This window comes from Corynebacterium sp. BF-R-2 (assembly GCF_024586525.1).
GTDB classification, from domain to species: Bacteria; Actinomycetota; Actinomycetes; order Mycobacteriales; family Mycobacteriaceae; genus Corynebacterium; species Corynebacterium singulare.
Window position 1 is genome coordinate 58,471 of record NZ_JAMFTP010000007.1, and the last position, 16,891, is coordinate 75,361.

Annotated in this window: 12 protein-coding genes and 1 other RNA gene; 7 read left to right on the plus strand and 6 right to left on the minus strand. The window is 62.3% G+C overall.

What is annotated here, in order from left to right; genetic code table 11:
- Positions 1-49: 49 nt before the first annotated feature.
- From ffs to recR, 6 genes are all read left to right on the plus strand, one after another.
- Positions 50-148, plus strand: an RNA gene (gene ffs, locus M5J09_RS06165) — signal recognition particle sRNA small type.
- Between the two features lie 81 nt (positions 149-229).
- Complete coding sequence (locus M5J09_RS06170; protein ID WP_257157304.1) at positions 230-1,501, plus strand: aminotransferase class I/II-fold pyridoxal phosphate-dependent enzyme; 1,272 nt, start codon at positions 230-232, stop codon at positions 1,499-1,501.
- An 84-nt stretch (positions 1,502-1,585) separates the two neighbouring features.
- On the plus strand, positions 1,586-2,062 hold the full coding sequence (locus tag M5J09_RS06175) for a suppressor of fused domain protein (protein WP_257157305.1): 477 nt from the start codon (positions 1,586-1,588) through the stop codon (positions 2,060-2,062).
- A 77-nt stretch (positions 2,063-2,139) separates the two neighbouring features.
- Positions 2,140-5,016 (plus strand): DNA polymerase III subunit gamma and tau, encoded by a 2,877-nt coding sequence (locus M5J09_RS06180; RefSeq protein WP_257157306.1) that lies wholly within the window; start codon positions 2,140-2,142, stop codon positions 5,014-5,016.
- Between the two features lie 57 nt (positions 5,017-5,073).
- Complete coding sequence (locus tag M5J09_RS06185) at positions 5,074-5,454, plus strand: YbaB/EbfC family nucleoid-associated protein (protein ID WP_042528907.1); 381 nt, start codon at positions 5,074-5,076, stop codon at positions 5,452-5,454.
- A gap of 112 nt (positions 5,455-5,566) precedes the next feature.
- Positions 5,567-6,223, plus strand: coding sequence for a recombination mediator RecR (gene recR, locus M5J09_RS06190; protein ID WP_039673215.1), 657 nt, complete (start codon positions 5,567-5,569; stop codon positions 6,221-6,223).
- 34 nt (positions 6,224-6,257) lie between these two features.
- Here the strand turns inward: recR and M5J09_RS06195 are convergent, their stop codons facing one another.
- The 5 genes from M5J09_RS06195 to leuA form a co-directional block, all read right to left on the minus strand.
- Positions 6,258-7,037 (minus strand): type 1 glutamine amidotransferase, encoded by a 780-nt coding sequence (locus M5J09_RS06195; protein ID WP_042528909.1) that lies wholly within the window; start codon positions 7,035-7,037, stop codon positions 6,258-6,260.
- Positions 7,030-8,316, minus strand: a complete 1,287-nt coding sequence (locus tag M5J09_RS06200) for a MurT ligase domain-containing protein (protein ID WP_239180922.1) — start codon at positions 8,314-8,316, stop codon at positions 7,030-7,032. The genes M5J09_RS06195 and M5J09_RS06200 overlap by 8 nt, the downstream gene beginning before the upstream one ends.
- A 24-nt stretch (positions 8,317-8,340) precedes the next feature.
- Positions 8,341-9,912 (minus strand): DNA polymerase III subunit epsilon, encoded by a 1,572-nt coding sequence (locus M5J09_RS06205; protein WP_257157307.1) that lies wholly within the window; start codon positions 9,910-9,912, stop codon positions 8,341-8,343.
- 49 nt (positions 9,913-9,961) lie between these two features.
- On the minus strand, positions 9,962-12,184 hold the full coding sequence (locus M5J09_RS06210) for a hypothetical protein (protein WP_257157308.1): 2,223 nt from the start codon (positions 12,182-12,184) through the stop codon (positions 9,962-9,964).
- 404 nt (positions 12,185-12,588) lie between these two features.
- Positions 12,589-14,403: a 2-isopropylmalate synthase gene (gene leuA, locus M5J09_RS06215; protein WP_239180924.1), complete on the minus strand. Its 1,815-nt coding sequence runs from the start codon at positions 14,401-14,403 to the stop codon at positions 12,589-12,591.
- 238 nt (positions 14,404-14,641) lie between these two features.
- Here leuA and M5J09_RS06220 point away from each other — a divergent pair, with 238 nt between their 5' ends.
- The gene (locus M5J09_RS06220) at positions 14,642-15,925 is read left to right on the plus strand and encodes a mannosyltransferase family protein (protein WP_257157309.1); all 1,284 of its coding nucleotides are present in this window, start codon (positions 14,642-14,644) and stop codon (positions 15,923-15,925) included.
- Here the strand turns inward: M5J09_RS06220 and M5J09_RS06225 are convergent.
- Complete coding sequence (locus M5J09_RS06225) at positions 15,922-16,794, minus strand: DMT family transporter (protein WP_042528920.1); 873 nt, start codon at positions 16,792-16,794, stop codon at positions 15,922-15,924. The two genes, M5J09_RS06220 and M5J09_RS06225, sit on opposite strands and share 4 nt — an antisense overlap.
- Between the last annotated feature and the right edge of the window lie 97 nt (positions 16,795-16,891).

Sequence of the window (16,891 nt, forward strand, 5' to 3'; positions counted from 1 at the left end):
GGAGGGGTTGGCGGTTTGGCGTCGGCAAGCGCGGCGCGCTAGGCTAGACCGCAGGATTCCGCGTGGCGTCCATCCTCTGAACTCCCCCAGGGCAGGAATGCAGCAAGGGTCAGGAGGCTCTGGCGGGTGCGCGGGGTCCCCTTTTTATTTGCGGTCTTACGCACGGGGGAAGCGTACGAGAGTTACTATGGGTGCCATCTGTCCGCAACATGTCCCGGAAGGAAGAGGGATGTCGCTTTCTAAACTCGAGAAGTCCGAGCTCACGGAGCTTGCCGCCGAGGTTCGCAAGGATTACGAGGATCTCAAGGCCGAAGGCCTCGCACTGGATCTGACCCGCGGTAAGCCGTCCAAGGCTCAGCTGGATCTGTCCAACGATCTGCTCGTACTGCCAGGCCGTGGCCACTACACCGACGCTGCTGGCAATGACCTGCGCAACTACGGCAACCAGAAGGGCATCAAAGAGCTGCGTGACCTCTGGGGCAAACTAACCAACATGGATCCGGAACTGCTGGTCGCAGCCGATTCTTCTTCGCTCAACATCATGTATGACCTGATCCACTGCTCCTACAGCTTTGGTAACAACAGCTCTGAGCGCCCGTGGAACAAGGAAGAAACCGTCAAGTGGATCTGCCCCACCCCGGGTTATGATCGCCATTTCGCCATCACGGAGTCATTCGGCTTCGAGCTCATTTCCGTGCCGATGGAAGAGGATGGCCCAGACATCGAGGCCGTCGAGGAGCTGGCAAAGGACCCGCAGGTCAAGGGCATGTGGGTGGTGCCAATGTTCTCTAACCCGACGGGTGCGGTCATCTCTGAAGAAAAGACCCGCCGCCTGGCACGTATGGAGGCTGGTGCGCCGGACTTCCGCATCGTGTGGGATAACGCCTACGCCGTGCATACCCTCACCGAGGAATTCCCGGAGATCCTGCCGATTCTGGACATCGCCGAACAGGAAGGCAACCCCGACCGTTTCTGGGCCATGTCTTCCTCGTCGAAGATCACCTTCGCAGGTTCGGGCGTGAGCTTCTTCGGTTCCTCCGAGGACAACCTTGAGTGGTACCTCGAACACGCTGGTATCCGCGGCATTGGTCCGAACAAGATCAATCAGCTTGCACACTATGAGTTCTTCGGTTCCGCAGAAGGTGTGCGTGCCATCATGCGCCGCCACGCTGCGCTGCTGGCCCCTAAGTTTGAGGCGGTTCTGCGTATCTTGGACAAGCGTCTGAGCCAGTACGACGTCGCCGAGTGGACTCACCCGAAGGGCGGCTACTTCATTTCCCTCAACGTTATGGATGGCACCGCTACCCGTGTGTGGGAACTGGCGCGTGATGCCGGCATTCTGCTTACCCAGGCTGGTTCGGCTTTCCCGTATGGCGAGGACGCTCGCGATCACAACATCCGCCTCGCGCCGTCCCTGCCGCCGCAGGAAGAGGTTGAGGCCGCGATGGACGGCGTGGCTACCTGTGTGCTTCTGGCCGCAGTGGAGAAACTGGAGGCTTAGGCCATCAACGCTGACGAGACGTCCTACTGGCTCGACCAGGTCATTCCGGTTGAGCTTGAGTTCAAGAACGTTGATGGGCATCGCTTGGGCTTAGCCGCGCTTGACGACGCCCAATCCCTCGCCGTCTCCTGCGACTTCGCGGACGTCGACACGGGCTTGGCTCATGCCGAACAAGGCGTGGACGTGCGCTGCGAGCTTCTTGCCGTGGCCCGTACTGGTCAGGCAGAAGTGGCTGCTGCGGTGAGTGCCACAGCAGCCCTGCTCACGAAAGCTGCCGGCGTGTTACCTGCGCAGCCGGGCCTGCTGTTGCCGAAGCTCTTTGTCGACGATGATGAGCGTTTCGCGCCGCTCACTGTTCGCCACGGCATGCTCATCGCGCCGTATTTGTGGGGAGGACAGACCCCGCAGGTGGCGGAGGACAAGCGCCTTACCCTTGTGTGCCAGCTGCTCATGCTGACTGATGCTGAATATGCCTTCGCTGTCGATGAAGGCGTGCCTGCTTTGCAGCAAGCCGTGGCGGAGCAGGGCATCGATTTGTTGGACTGGCAGCGCTCCGAGTAGCGGGGGCGTTGGCGTCTTTTCGCCGAGGTATCTGGGGGTGATCCGGATGTCCGGGCGAGGCGCTAGACTGACTAACCGTGGCTCTTTACCGGAAATATCGTCCAGCAACGTTCGCGGAAGTGGTGGGCCAAGAGCAGGTCACCACGCCGTTGTCCGCCGCCCTTGACGCGGGGCGCATTAATCATGCGTACCTCTTTTCCGGCCCGCGTGGCTGCGGAAAGACTTCCTCGGCACGCATCATGGCCCGCTCCTTGAACTGCGAGCAGGGCCCCACGTCCACGCCGTGTGGTGTGTGCGATTCCTGTGTGTCCCTGGCCCCCGGTGGGCCGGGCAACCTCGACGTTACTGAGCTGGACGCTGCCTCCCATAACGGTGTGGAGGACATGCGTGAGCTGCGTGACCGCGCCTACTATGCGCCGGCGGAATCGCGCTACCGCATCTTCATCATCGATGAGGCTCACATGATTTCCGCCTCCGGCGCTAACGCCTTACTGAAGGTGGTGGAGGAGCCGCCGGAGCATGTCATCTTCATCTTTGCCACAACGGAACCGGAAAAGATCATCGGCACCATCCGTTCGCGTACCCATCACTATCCTTTCCGCCTGCTCACCCCGCCGGCGATGAAGGGCCTGCTGGAGCGCACCGTGGCCTCTGAGAATGTTCATGTGGATGACACTGTCTACCCCATGGTCATTCAGGCCGGCGGCGGTTCTCCCCGTGACACCCTGTCCATCTTGGACCAGCTCCTTGCCGGTGCCGGCCCGGATGGCCTGACCTATGACGTTGCCCGTCCACTCCTCGGAGTAACTGACCTAGGCCTGCTCGATAACACAGTGGAAGCCCTGGCCAACCAAGATAAGGCGGCGCTGTTTCGGCTTGTCGATGATGTCATTGAGGCCGGCCACGAGCCGCGCCGCTTCGCCATCGATCTACTCGATCGCCTCCGCGATCTCATGATCATCCAGGCCGTGCCTTCAGCATTGGAGGAAGGCTTGGTGTCCGCGCCGACGGACCGTGGGGACATCCTCACCGGCCAGGCCCAACGTTTCTCTGGACCGCAGTTGGCTTACCTCGCTGAAACCGTCAATGAGCGCGTATCATCGCTGCGCGGCGCAACCTCCCCGCGCCTGCTCCTGGAGATTCTTTGTGCCCACCTGATCGTGGGTTCGGCTCCCGCCGCCGCGGCTGCTGGCCACCTTCCAGCCGCTCAACCAGGTAGCGGTGCGCCGACCGCCGGTGCCCCCGTCACTGGTCAGGCCGCGGCCAGAGGCGCACAGGGTTCCGCGCCTTCTCAGCGCCCGCAGTCTGCAGTCTCCAGCGCCCAGGATCCTGCCGCTGCAGCCGCCGCTATCATCGCGCAGCGCCGCAGCCGCCAGGCCGCGAAGCAAAACGCCCAACAGGACCAGCAGCCCCAGCAGGACGCACAGCAGCTGAACCAGGCGGAGCCAAGCCTGCAGGGAAACCAACAGGCTGCCTCACAGCCACACGCGGTGCAGCAACCCGCTCACGGGCCCGAGCACAGCCTTGAGCGCAGCTCGGAGCAGACACAAAACCAGTCGGAGCAGCAGCTGCAGCATGAAGAGCGCACTTCGTCGGAGGCACAGCAGCCTGCACCCACCGAGCAGACCGTTCAGCCTGAACCGGCGGAGCACTCGGCGCACTCGCAACCACAGCAGGGTACAGCTCCCCAGGATCTCGCAGCGGAGATCCGTTCCACGTGGTCCGATGTGCGAGCAACAATTGGCCGCCGCAATAAGGTCGCTGAGATCATGCTCGCGGAAGCCCGCGTTCTTGGAGTGCGCGATGAAACCCTCGTCTTGGGGCACACCACGGGCGCCCTGGCAGAGCGCATCAATTCGCCAGGAACAAACGAGGTCATCGTTGCGGTACTCAAGGAGGAACTCAACCGCGAGCTGAAGGTCACGTGCGTCATTGGCACCGACCCCAAGTCGCAGGGTTTCACCATTGAGGAGCCAGCACAACGAGCCCAGTGGAACCCGAACCAACCGCAGCGTGAGGCCTCCGAGCCCGAAGAGGAGGCAGAGAGTCCGAAGCCCTCTAGCGCTCCTCACAAATCTGACACTGCTCAGTCTGACACAGCTCAGTCCGACACGGCGGAAACTTCTGCCGTGCAGAAGGACCAAAAACCAGCGGAGGAGCCGACTGGACCGCAACGGTCTCACACCCCTGAGCCGGAGGCGGAATCCGAGCCGGAAACTCAGCAAAAGCCGGAGCCTCAGCAAAAGCCGGAGCGGGCGCAGCAGCCTACGCCCCAGCACGAGGCGAGCGATGACCCTTGGGGAGCGCCGCGCCGTATTGGTGGACAGGAGCCGTCGTCTCAAACGACGGGGCACGGTCAGCGAGGTACGCTGTCACGACAGGACTCCGTGCGTGAGGAAACATCACCGCCAGAGTTGCAGTACAAAGCACAGAACCCGGCTGCACAGTCGTCCCTCCACCAGCGGACGGCGCCGCAGAATCCACAGCGAGACATGCTGCAGCAGGACTCGCCGCGCCAGGATGCCCCACAGCGCGGCGCGGCGGTGCCCCGAACGAGGGAGTCCCGTGGCAGCCAATGGCGATCACGCATTGCCCAAGCCAGCCAGGTAGCGGCCCAACGTGATGAAGAATTTTCCAAGGTTCCCCAGTTCGGAAACGGAGTTCCACTGCCGCCGGAGCCCGGCCCAGATGAAGGCGAATTCGAGGCCCCACCGGAGGAGTATGCACCGTCGGCGGGGATGGGTGGGACGTCGGAAAGCGCAGCTCAGAGCGCGGGATCGTCGCAGCAGGCGGAGCCACAGCAAGCCCCGGAACCGCAGCCGGCCTACACGCGCGATGACGAGGAACGCGAGATGATGGAGGCCGCACAGAGCGTCGGCGAGATGGACCACCGCAACGCCACCGAGGTCGCCATGGAGCTCCTTGCCCAAGAGCTGGGGGCGCGGCGACTGTAGCGCGGCATCTGTACACTTGTCGGGTAGCGAAAATAACCGTGTGAAAGGATTTTTAGCATGACTGAGAACGATCCGATGCAGCAGGCAAACGACATGAACGACATCCTGGCGCAGGCCGCACGCGTCCAGGCAGAGCTGCAGAAGGCACAGGAAGAAATCCTGGCCGCCACCGTCGAGGGCACCGCCGGCAACGGCCTGGTGAAGGTCACCATGACCGGTGGCGCAGAGCTGCAGGACGTCACCATTGATAAGTCCGTGGTTAACCCGGACGACATTGAGACCCTCCAGGACCTCATCGTGGGCGCCTTCAAGGAGGCCCACGCTGCTGCTGGCCGCCTGGCACAGGAGAAGATTGGTCCGCTGTCCCAGGGCATGGGCCAGTCCCAGCAGGACTACGATGGTCCTTCTTTCCAGGATGTCTTCGGCGGTAACCAGTAAGCCGCGCGTTAGACTTGAAGGCCGTTGTCGCTCTCCCCAAAGAGGGCGGCGCGGCCTTTTGTTTATCCCCAGCCACCTAGGTTGGGGACCGTGACGTGAAGGGGAGCATTGCGTGTTTGAAGGACCACTGCAGGATCTCATTGATGAGTTCTCGCGCCTGCCTGGCATTGGGCCAAAGTCGGCACAGCGCATTGCCTTCCACGTGCTGCACCAGGACCCAGAGGACATTGACCGCCTGCAGAAGGCACTGGGCGCGGTGCGCGATGGCGTGACCTTCTGCCGCATCTGCTGCAACATCTCCCGCGAGGAGGTGTGCCGCATCTGTATTAACTCGCAGCGCGATGCCTCCACCATCTGTGTGGTGGAAGAGCCCAAGGACATTCAAGTCATCGAGCGCACCGGAGAGTATGAGGGGCGCTATCACGTGTTGGGCGGTGCTTTGGACCCGCTGGCGAATGTGGGGCCGAAGGATCTCAACATTTCTCAGCTGCTGCAGCGCCTTGGTGGCGTGCTGCCGGACCGTGAGCTGGCGGATTCCACCCCTGAGGAACCGCTGTACGATGACACCCCCGAAATCACCGAAGTTATCCTCGCTACCGATCCCAATACGGAGGGCGAGGCGACGGCGGCCTACCTCGTTCGTCTGCTTCGTGATTTCCCAGGGCTGAAAATCACGAGGCTGGCGTCCGGCATGCCGCTGGGTGGTGACCTTGAGTTCGTTGATGAACTCACGCTTTCCCGCGCGCTCAGCGGCCGCCTGACGGTGTAGCCGGGGGACACCGTCCCCCACGTTGCTCCGCGTTCTAGCGCTGGGAGCGCGGCGGCTCCGAGGCGTTGAAGCGCTCGGTGCGCAGACGGTCGATGGCAGGAATGTCAAGCGGCTCAAGCTCACTGAGGGCCACTCCCAGTGCCTTGGCCAGAAGAAGGTCAGCCAACTGCGGGTTACGTGCTAGAACCGGGCCATGCATGTAGGTGGCGATGACGCTGCCCTGAACCGCACCCTCGGCGGCGCGCTGTGCAGCGCCGTCGGACAGATCACAGGTGGCCGCGGTGTCGGCGTTGCCGGTGCCGCGGGTGAGCTTGCCCAACGGCTGGGCAGCGGGGCCGAGGATGGTGGCGCCCATGTGGTTTTCAAAGCCGCTGAGTGGCTCGGTGAGTTCGGCAGTGATGCCAGCCTTCGTTGGCTTGGAAGCGACTTCACCAATGGCGCGCTCGGTCATGGAGGCGGTGGTGGCGTCGAGAAGACCCACACCATCGACAACGCGGCCCGACGCGCGGAAAGACTCGCCGAGTACTTGAAGTCCTGCGCAAATAGCCATGATGGGGCGGCCGGCAGCGGCAGCGCGGCTAAGGCCCCCATCAGCAATGAGGTGCTCCGCCGCAAGAATCTGCGCTGTGTCTTCGCCGCCGCCGACGGTGTAGACGTCGAGGGAATCCGGAACTGGCTCGCCCAGTTTGATGGGCACAATCTCTGCTTCACAACCGCGCATGCGGGCGCGCTGGCGCAGGACGAGGGCGTTGCCATCGTCGCCGTAGGTGCCCAGAACGTCCGGAAGGATGAGACCAATCTGCAGGTTAGTCATTCTCGTGCTCCTTTACTGCGGCGGTGAGTGCCTTCTTCAGATCACGGAAGGCGGTGTAGTTGGCCAGGACCTCGACGCGTCCTTCCGGGCAGGATTGAATGGCGGTGAGGGGGTCGTCGATAAGCTCGTGCGAAATATCCGCATACACCAGGCGCACGGCAAGGTCTGCGGCGCGCTCACCAGCGGCTTTGACGGCGATACCCTCGAAATCTTCGAAGCGCACGTCCCACAGCCAGGACATGTCGATGCCGTCTGCGACGTGACCATTGGTGGCAATGACCAGGCCATCAGCATCACGGTCCACCATGGACAGCGCCTCCTGCCAGCCGGCCGGGTTCTTGGCCAGAAGCAGACGAATAGTGCGGTTGCCCAGCGTGATGGTGGAGTAGCGTCCGGCCACATCGTCGACGCCTTCAGCAGCGGTAATGGCCTTGTGGCGATCCACACCGAAAGCCTCGACGGCGGCGGCAACAGCTTGTGCGGCATTACCGCGGTTGGCGCGCCCGGGGAGAGCAAGCCTGAGCTTATCGACGCCCCCAGGGCTCACAATTCCTTCCTCCGTCACCGCCCACGTGGGGGTGGGGCGGCGGAACTCGCGCCCATCGGGCAGCGGCTTCACCGCGCGCCAGTCCTCGCCATCGCGAACGATGTGGCCGCCCGTACGCGGGCAGGTCACGGATTCACCCATCCAGCCCGCCCCCGCGGAGACCCAGATGACGTTCTTTGCGTCATAAGCCACGGACGTCATGAGGACATCATCGCAGTTGGCGACGACGAGCATGTCGGGATGCGCCTCTACCGCGCCACGCAGGGCGCGCTCGATCTTGTTGATTTCGCCTACGCGATCCAGCTGGTCACGCGAGAGGTTGAGCAGTACCAGTGCCGTGGGGTTGAGGTTATCTGCCACGTGCGGAACGTGCAGCTCATCAACCTCCAGCACGAGGTGGCTTGCATCCTTTCCAGCGAGGAGCGCGGAGATGATGCCGGCGTCCATGTTGTCGCCGCCATCGTTGGTTGCCACGGCGTGCTCGGTGCGTACTGCCGCGGCCAGCATGCGGGTTGTGGTGGACTTACCGTTGGTACCAGTCACCAGAATGGACGGGCGCTGCCTGGCCAAGTTCTGCATGATGGTGGGGTCAATGGCGCCGGCGATGAGGCCGCCGATCATGCCGCCGGCGCCGCGGCCGGTAGCGCGCGAGGCGGTGGTGGCCAGCGATGCAGCAGTTGTGGCCACCGCGGTGCGCGCTGACTTCAGCGCGCTTCGGAAGTTAAAATTCATGTTCCCCAGGGTAGTCGGGGGACGCTAGTTATCGGTGGTGCGGGAGCGGTTGTGTCCCGAGTTTTGCTGGTTCGGCTGGTGCTGGCCGCCCTGCCCACGCCGGCCACGCCCACCGCGGCGGCGCCGACGGCGGCCAGTGTTGTTGCCGCTCTTGTGGTTGGAGTTGTTGCCGCTCTTGTTGTTCTTGTTGGAGGACGCAGCGTTGTCCTGGTGGGACGCAGAACCGTTGTTGCCGGAGTTGCCCTGGGAGTTCTTGTGGCTCTGGTTCTTGTTCTTCGCGCCCTGGCCGTTGCCGGAAGATTTCCGCCGCGAGCGGCGGCGGTTCTTGCTGGAGCGGTTACGGCTAGTGTTCCCGCCAGAGCCGCCGTGATTGGCCCGCTGGCCGCTGTTTCCTCCGCCAGATCCGGAGCTGGTGTCTGATTCTTCTGGCTCTTGGGCGTCTTCGATGCGCTCGAGTGCAGCAAGGAAGGCGGTATCGGACATCAAGGGGATGTCCTTGCGGTGCGCATGCATGGGCTTGCCCACGAGGTCGGTGGTGATATTGCAGACCACGAGGGAGGTTTCCCGGGTGAGCTTTTCTGAGTAGTTGAGCTCCTCGCGCGCGAGTGCCGCGATGATGGTATCGGGATCCTCAGTGATCTCTGGGGCGACCACGATTTCCATGCCACGAATGAGCTCCTTGCCCGGCACATAGGGGCCGGGGTTGTGGTGCTGGCGGGGTGCTTCGGCGGCGTCGACGCGCACATGGGAGCGCTGTAGGCCGAAGCGATCCGCACGCAGTTCCTCAGGGGATGCGGCGCTCACAACGCCGTCGCGCTGTGCGCGGTAGAGCGACACGAGCAGGCGAGTGGCCTCACGGGACGTTTCCTTCTCCGGGCGCTGGGCGCGCTCGACCGTGGCTGTGGGGGAGTCCACGTCCAGGCCGGTAGCGCGGGCGACGGCCGCCAGACGGATATCCGTACCCCACACGCCTTGGCGGCGCGCCGTGGCGAGGGTATCGATGATGCTCACCGGGGTTGGCACGTGGCCCACCTTGACGCGGCGACGGCGGCCCTTGTTGCGGTTTCGGTTGCGTGCGCGGTTCTGACGCGCGGCTGCGGTCATCGCTCGGCGGGCTTCCGCAACGATGAAACCCCAGGTGAAGGTGGTGTCGTGCACAATGAGTGTGCGGCCGTCAATAAGCCTGTCAAGTGGCTTGAGCAGCGAGGAGAAGGATTGCCCGGCCTTAATGTCCTCCACGCTTAGTCCGTGGAGGTGGCGCGGACCCGGGTCACCATCGGGATTGATGACGGCGTGGAACTCTTGGCCGACCTCCCCATCGTCATTCAGCGTCAGCGCATCAACGGTGAGCAGATTTCCTGTTGACGGGTGAATGCCCGTGGTCTGAATCGTCAGCGCGACATAGGGAAACGCTGCCAGTGCTTCCTCACGGGCGGTGTCCCGGGAGGCGTTGTTGCCCTTGGCGGGCGTGGACTTCTCCGTGGATTGAGGACGCGGGCCGGGCTTCGGGGCGCCTGTGCTTGGCGACGCCACGGCCGCAGCTCCCCCAGCGCTGTGGTGCGCTGGAGGTTCGGTGGGGCCGGGTGTCGTAGTCATTGTTCACAGTTTAGTACCCGGTCCTAGGGAACGAGGAAAGGGCACACTCTTAGCGGCTCGGTGAGGCAGGGGAGGGCTTGCTTTCCCTCTCCATCTTCTTGAGCTGGCCCGGAGGAATCCACTGTGGCTTGTCCGGTGTAGCCGGTTTTCCTGGCTTTGTGGCCGGTTCATCGACCTCCGGCTGCGGCAGTGGATGCGGCTCCGGACTCGGCTCATCATCCTCTGGCTCCACCACCGTCGTAAGCTCCACCACTATCGTAAGCTCTATCTCCGGCGTGGGCTCCTCTGCCGCACTGGGGGCCGGCGTCGGCTCCTCTGCCGCACTGGGGACCGGCGTGGGCTCCTCTGCCGCACTGGGGACCGGCGTCGGCTCCTGTGGTGTTGAGACGGGTGTCGACGGTTCGACCGTTGCAGCAGGTTCGAGAGGCGCGGCTGGAATGACAGTGACATCCTCGGAAATCTCCGGAGCTGGCTCGTCAGTGCCTGATCCGTGAGGAGGGAGTGTTGGCACGAAGGGGACGACGACTTGGCCCTCCTCAGGTGTCGAACGATCCTGCTCAGTGGGGGCAGATGGCGTGGGCTGCGGAACGTATGGAACATACGTCGGGCGTGGCTGCGGAGCGTACGTCGGTTGCGTGGCGGCTGCGCGCGAAGTTGTCGTCGGCGCTGGCTGTGTGGTGGCCTTCGGCGGAGTCGGCTTTGCTTGGGCAGTTGGCGTTGGCTTGCGCGTTACGCTGGGCTTCGGTTGTGCCTGGCGGGTGGGCCGTGCAGCGGTGGCGGCGGCGCCAGAATCCGAGTCGCGGATGGGTGCGGAATCTGATTCTGCGCCGAGACGCTCGCGGCGGCGAGGAGCGTCCTGCGTCGCAGTGCGGCGCGGAGACGTGTGGGCCTCGGTGGCTTTCGACGTCGGGGACGTGCGTCCTTCGCGGTGCGCGCCGCGGTCGTTGCGCTCTGGGGCAGCGCCAGCGCCGGTGGCTTGGGCGGTGCCACGGGGGACGTCGAGAAGCGCAGTAGTGTCAGCGGCCCTGCCGCTTGCTGCCGTGGCAGAATCGGAGGACTCATCAGCGGAGGGATTCCTGAAACCTTGGGACACCACGTCACGCAGAGGCGATGGACCATCCCACAACAGCTCCGAGTCCACGCCCAGCACTGCACTCTTTTCCGACCACTCGGGGCCCTCCACGCCAGTGGAGTCCGCGGTGTTTTCGTCATCGGCCGCACGAGGATTGATGTGGGGATTGTTGTACACCTCCAGAGCCGAGCCCGTGATGTGCTCCTGGGAGGAATTGAGGGAAACCAATGAGGCGGCAAAATTGGCGGTGCCGCCGATGATGATGGCAACGCTGGCTGCAGAGGCGAGCTTCAACCCAGTGCTCGCTGCCGCGAATTTAGAGCCAAAGGAGGCCGTGGACGCGGCATCATCCATGGAGTTCAGCGAAATAACGGGAGAATGCGGGCTCGGGGATGCACCAACAAACGGGGTGGGAGAGCTAGCTCCGTTGGCCTCAGCACGAGCAGCGGCAACGGCAGCACCTGCGGTAGCGGCGGCGAGAGCGCCCGCGGTCTTCAAAAATGGAGAGCCGCTGGTGGTGTCATTTGGGATGAAAAGGGTAAGAGTAGGCGTGCCATTGTCCACCGAATAGTAGGCACGAGTTACGGCAACCAGGTCCTCGCGGTTGACGTTAGTGATGGCATGCGCAAGCCACTCGGCCTCTTCATAAGGAATCGTGGCGATGAGTGTTGTATCCGCGAAGACCTGAATGTGGTGCTGGAACAAACCGCGTTTGTTCTCCACCCGCACGAGCAGGTGAGCGGAATGGTTCGACAGTGCATCGTCAGAAATTTCAAAATCGGTGATACGTAGGGGAGTGTCACCTTCGAGCAGGTGCCAGCGATCAGCGGGCGGGTTGTTGCTAGGTACGCACAAGCCGGGCTCCGGAAGGAGGACTTCGACGACAGGAGTTGTGTCATCCTCGCAGTCCAGGCACAGGCTCACCCTTGCGGTAACTTGTGGGCTCAACCCAGCGAGCATCACCCAATCCAGCTCGCCATAGTCGGCAGATTGGGCTGCAGAGACCACGCCCACCACAGTGTCGTCGTGGCGTACTCTGAAACCAGAACTGGAGTGGCCGCATAAGGTCACCGTGACCTCATGAGAGTCCCCTGCCTCAGCGAGCAATTCAAGGAAAAGATCGGGGTTTACATTGTCGACGGTGAGGTGGCGGGGATCACCAAAGCCCGCGTGGGGAACCACATAATTGGTGACCGTCATAATGCTCGCCTTCGTGGCTGGCTCGGGCGCACGGTGCGGGCGACGAGAGTGAGAGTGTGTGTCGGCGCGGGCACCAAGGCGCTGAGTTGCAGCCGGGACATATCCCTTAAAAAGATGGTAAAAAAATTTTCAAAAATGTCTGTGTGTATTCACCATACAGGGGGAAACGTTCTGCCGACAAGCTGACGTGTCCTGCACAATGTCACATTCCATAATTGTGACAAAAAATATTGCACAGGTGTGCTCTGGAGGGGACCGGCGTCGAATGTAAAAGGTATCAATACAATCCACGATAGGGGTAGGTGCAAGCGCTAGGAAAAGCATTATGCCCGTCGTGTTATCCCGATATTCGGGGCTAGGACGACGGGCGGGGGATGTCTGTACTTGTGTGCAGCTAACGAGTGCTAGTTGGCGCGGTTAATGGCTGAGGTGATCGCGTTGATGGAAGCGCGCGTGGTCGAGCCTGCGATTCCAGCACCCCAAACGTGGGTACCGTTGACCTCCGCAGCGATGTAGCAGGCCGCCTCGGCATCATCACCAGCACTGCGAGAGTGCTGGGAGTAATCCATGACCTCGAAGTCGATGCCGACGCCTTCCAGGGCGTTGGCATAAGCGGCCACCGGGCCGTTGCCGCTACCGGAGACAACGTGCTTCTCGCCGTTATAGGTGATCGTGGCGGTTACCTTCGCGTCCTCAGAATCCGTCGTGGAGTTATCAACGTGGAAGGACTCCAGCTCCAGCGGGGTAGTGCGATCCAGGAACTCGGTGGCGAAGATATCCCACATGTTCTTGGAGTTAACCTCGCCTCCCTCGGCGTCGGTCACCGCCTGCACCGCGGAGGAGAACTCTGCCTGCATTGCGCGCGGCATGTTGATGCCGTGGTCGGTCTTCATGATGTAGGCAACGCCACCTTTGCCGGACTGCGAGTTCACACGGATAACAGCCTGGTAGTCGCGGCCGACATCCTTTGGGTCGATGGGCAGGTAGGGAACCTCCCACGTGGTCTCGCGCAGCTCCTCCCACGACACGTCGGTGTTGTTCGCTCCCGGGCGGACCACCTGGGCCAGGGCGTCGAGCCCCTTGTTGATCGCATCCTGGTGAGAGCCGGAGAACGCCGTGAAGACGAGCTCGCCACCATAGGGGTGGCGCTCTGGCACGCGCAGCTGGTTGCAGTACTCCACGGTTTCGCGGATCTTAGGCAGGTCGGAGAAGTCGATTTGTGGGTCCACCCCCTGGGTGAGCATGTTCAAACCCAGGGTGACGATGTCCACGTTGCCCGTGCGCTCGCCGTTGCCGAACAGGCAGCCTTCGATGCGGTCGGCGCCGGCCATGTAGCCCAGCTCGGCGGCAGCGATGCCCTCACCGCGGTCATTGTGCGGGTGCAGGGACATGATGATCGAATCGCGCTTGGCAAAGTTGCGGTGCATCCACTCGATCTGGTCGGCATAGACATTCGGGCTTATCATCTCCACCGTGGATGGCAGGTTGATGATCATCGGGTTCTCTGGGGTGGCCTCCATAATGTCCACAACCGCGTCGCACACCTCTACGGCAAAGTCCAGCTCGGTTCCGGTAAAGGACTCCGGCGAGTACTCCCACCGCCAGTTGGTGTCCGGGTAGTCCTTGGCAATGCCCTTGATGAGCTCCGCAGCATCCGTTGCCAGCTTCTTGATGGCGGGGCGGTCCTTGCGGAAAACCACGCGGCGCTGCAGCTTGGACGTGGAGTTGTAGAAGTGCACGATGACATTCTTGGCGCCTTCGCAGGCTTCAAAGGTGCGGCGGATGAGGTGCTCGCGCGCCTGGACCAAGACCTGGATAGTGACGTCATCAGGGATTTTGTTGCCCTCAATGATCTCGCGCACGAAGTTGAAGTCCGTCTGGGACGCAGACGGGAAGCCCACCTCAATCTCCTTGTAGCCCATCTTCACCAGCAGGTCGAACATGCGGTGCTTGCGCTCTGGGCTCATTGGATCGATGAGGGCCTGGTTGCCATCGCGCAGGTCGACGGCGCACCACTGCGGGGCAACCGTAATCTTCTTATCTGGCCATGTGCGATCCGGCAGTTCTACGGGCTCAACTTCTTGTGCGAAGTTCTGGTAGCGCCCTACGGGCATGGAGGAACCGCGCTGCTTGTTCCACGCGGGCTGGTTCTCATTGCGTGGGCCGTTGGGGGTGGTGATGTCACGCGGAGCGGAGATAAAAGAATCGTTGGGGGACATGGAGGTTTCTCTTCCTTGGGGCTGTGGCTGTGTGTGATGACGGCCAGCTGCGGTGGGCTAAGCATCACCGCGCTCCGCGACGGGGCGCTGGCCGTGAAATACGAACCTAAATCCCGCCGCGGCTACTAAGGAGAAGGGTGTGCCGCAATGTCATGTGAGCCACAATACAGCGCCTCTCACTCTGTGGCAACCGATTTCACATGTTGGGATCTGGGTGGGGGTGGTTACGATGTTCATTGTGACTGAAGAGAAACTCGATCTGAATGCTGCGGAATCGGAGCGTGAATCCGCGCTTGTCGGCACCCCTCCCGAGCTCCACCCGGGGGATGACGACTGTGGTGTTGAGCAACGTGACGAGCAGGGTGGCGAACATGGTGAAGGGGAAGGTGAGGAGCGGGCCGAAAAGGGTGAGGCTACATCTGGCTTCGGCTACATTGCCCTGATTCTTCCGGCCGTTGCCGTTGCTGTCATTGGTGCAGCCGTGCGCATCGGAGTGCTGCGTCTTCTGAGCTCGGTTCATGAGCGTGAACTGTGGGATCAGCTGCTGGCGTGGGACGCCAAGTACTACCTTGAAATCGCTCGTGTTGGCTATTTTGATGCTGACATCACCACCGATGGCCCGATCCATGAAACCACCATGGCTTTCTTTCCGGGCTTCCCCATGGTGCTGCGCGCGCTCGGCTGGACAGGGCTGAGTCTGGAGCTTTCGGCTCTTCTTATTAATACGGTGTTCACTGCGGTCATGGCTGCGGGTGTCATGGTGCTGGCGCGCCGGATTGGCGCTGGCCGCGCTGGCCAAGTGGCGGCGGCACTCGTGGTGACGAGCGCGCCGATGTCTATCGTGTTCTCCATGCCCTATACGGAGGCGCTGTTTGGTGTGCTCGTGGTGTGGGGGTTGGTGGCCTTGGACCAGCGCGCCTGGTGGTGGGCCGGTGCCTTGGGCTTCCTCCTGTCCTTTGTCCGGTTAACCTCCGTGGACTTTCTTGCCGTCTTCGGTCTGTGGGTGCTCATCTACGGTCGCCGGACATGGCAGGCGTGGGTGAGCCTCATCATCGCTGCGCTTCCGCTGCCTGCTTACCTGCTGTGGGCACAGCGCTACCTGGCAGATGTGGGCGGCTACTTCGGAATACAGACCAAACACTGGCATTCCACCTTCGATGGTGGAGTTGCCACCGCGACCTTTGTGTGGGAAACCCTGACGAAGAACAACAATGTGGGATATCTGCTCTCCGTGCTCGTCATCTTGGGTACTGTCGTCCTCATTGTGGCGTCGTGGGGCAAGGCGAACCCGGTGGCGTGGTGGTTTAGCGCAGCTCTTGCAGCGAACGTCCTGTTATCAGACGGAATTATGCACTCGCGTCCTCGTTTGCTGCTGCCCGTCGCTCTGCTCCTTGTGCCGTGGACGGTGCGTGCTGTAGATACGCTGCCGCGTCGCATGTCCTGGCTGGGTAGTGCAGCATGGGTCGTCTGGTCGGCGTGGTTCTCCGCCTACATGATTGTCGTGTTTGAGTGGGCTATCTAGCGCGGTGACTGATCGGTGCGTCGAGCCGTGCCGGTGTTGACGGGAAGACGCGACAGGACAACCGTGGCGATAACCATGATGGCCAACGAGCCGCCCATGACGCACCAGCCCACGCTAGAGTTCACCTGGAACTTTTCTCCCAGCACCCAGTAGCCCAAGCCGAAGGCCACGATGGGCTCCATGATGGTCATAGCCGGCAAAGAGTGCGCGAGGGCGCCGGCGTGGAAAGAATACTGCTGAATGACCGTGCCACCCCCTGCGAGCCCAATGAGCGTGTAGAGCTCCCAACTGCCCAGCATGGCCGCGACACCTTCGTGGGAAAAGATGTCCACGACCGCTTTAGCTACCAGCGCAACGTAGCCATACAGAATGCCGCACGCTGTGCCGAGCGCCAAGGCGGATTCCTTTGGGCGGTTATAGGCGGCGACGAACAACGCGGCCAACGCCACGGCGCCGACGGCGAAAGCGGGCCACCATTGGGACCACGTGGGCGTCGACAAACCCTTGGTAGGACGCCCATACACAACGAGGATGCCCACGGCGATGGTCAGCGCCACGCACCAGGTGATCTCGCGGGCAGGCATGCGGCGCCGCGAATACCACGCCGCAAGCGGCAGCGTGAACATGAGCGAAAGCACAAGAATGGGCTGCACGATAAGCAGTGTTCCGAAATGAAGGGCGATGAGTTGCAACACATACGCCACCACAGCAGCGCCAGTACCCACCCACCACAGGGGGGTTCGCAGTGCAGTGCGCATCACGCTGGTGGAGCTGGCGTCCAGCACAATACGGTGACGAATCACCGTGCCCCACGCAATGACCAGCGCCGAGGCCAGTGCAAAAGCAACGGCAACCACATTAGAAAGCATCGTATCCACCCTACCCGGAATTAAAGTGCGTTTGGTGTTTCGGTCGCGCGGTGAGGGCGGTAGGCTAAAGGAGTTGACTGCCGGTCTATAGGTATTG